The sequence below is a fragment of the Actinosynnema sp. NPDC023658 genome (assembly GCF_040639995.1).
In the GTDB taxonomy this organism is placed as follows: domain Bacteria; phylum Actinomycetota; class Actinomycetes; order Mycobacteriales; family Pseudonocardiaceae; genus Actinosynnema.
In genome coordinates, this window is sequence record NZ_JBFAAX010000933.1 from 1 (window position 1) to 1,232 (window position 1,232).

Genomic DNA, 1,232 nt, shown 5'->3' on the forward strand with positions numbered 1-1,232 from the left:
AAGGTCGGCATCGACGACGACTTCTTCCTGTTGGGCGGGCATTCCCTGCTGGCAACGCGGTTGACCGCCCGCATCCGGGCGACCCTGGGCGCCGAGCTGGGGCTGCGCACCCTGTTCGAGCGCCCGACCGTGGCCGAGCTGGCGACCCGCCTGGACGTGGACGAGGCCGCCGCGGCGGTGGACGTGATCCTTCCCCTGCGGGCGAGGGGCAGCCGGCAACCGCTGTTCTGCATCCACCCGGTTGGCGGCCTCGGCTGGACCTACAGCGGCCTGCTCCGGCACCTCGCCCCGGACCGCCCGATCTACGCGGTGCAGGCCCGCAACCTCTCCCGGCCCGGCACCCTGCCGACGTCGGTGCGGCAGATGGCCGCCGAGTACGCCGACGAGATCCTCGCGGTGCAGCCGACCGGTCCCTACCACCTGCTCGGGTGGTCCTTCGGCGGTCTGGCCGCGCACGCGGTGGCCACCGAGTTGCACCGACGCGGGGAGCGGACCGCCACGCTGGCCATGCTCGACTCCACCCCGGTGTGCGACCTCCCCGAGAAACCGGTGCCCAGCGAACGCAGCATCCTGGCGCTGCTGCTCCTGCTGTTCGGCACCCCGCAGGAGGACGAGCCCGTGCGGTTCACGCTGGACGGCACCCCGGACACCGACGACCCGGTCACCTTCGAGCAGTTCGTGGCCATCCTGCGCGGCCGGGGCAGTGCGCTGGCCAGCCTGTCCGAGCAGCACGTGGCGGCCATCGCGGACACCATGATCAACAACACCCGGCTGTCCGCCGAGCACGTCCCGGACTTCTTCCCCGGCGACCTGCTGCTGTTCACGTCCACCCTGGACCCGCGGGTCGCCACACCGGAGGCGTGGCGGCGCTACGTCGGCGGCACCATCGAGAACCACGACATCGTCAGCCGGCACCACCGCATGACCCAACCCGAGTCACTGGCCCAGATCGGGCCGATCCTCGCCGCCAAACTCCGCTGAGAGGGGCCCGGATGCGAACGCCCGAGCTGTACATCGCGGGCCTCGGCGCCTACCTGCCCACGCGGGTCGGCACAACCGACGCCGTGTCCCGGGGCTGGTACTCCGCCGAGCAGGCCACCGCCGGCGGTATCACCTCGGTGTGCGTAGCCGACGCGCACGTGGCGGCCGAGATGGCCGTGCTGGCCGCGAAGGAGGCGTTGGGCGGTTCGCCGCCGCCGGTGCGGGCGGTGCTGCACACCTACCACAACTCC

Annotated in this window: 1 protein-coding gene and 1 pseudogene; both read left to right on the forward strand. The window is 72.3% G+C overall.

The genetic code is table 11. The features are described from left to right. Positions 1 to 981, forward strand: a 981-nt coding sequence (locus AB0G02_RS36580; protein WP_360803986.1) for an alpha/beta fold hydrolase, incomplete at its 5' end; no start/stop codon positions are given. 11 nt (positions 982 to 992) lie between these two features. Further along, positions 993 to 1,232 (forward strand): annotated as a pseudogene (locus tag AB0G02_RS36585) (3-oxoacyl-ACP synthase); the annotation flags it as partial.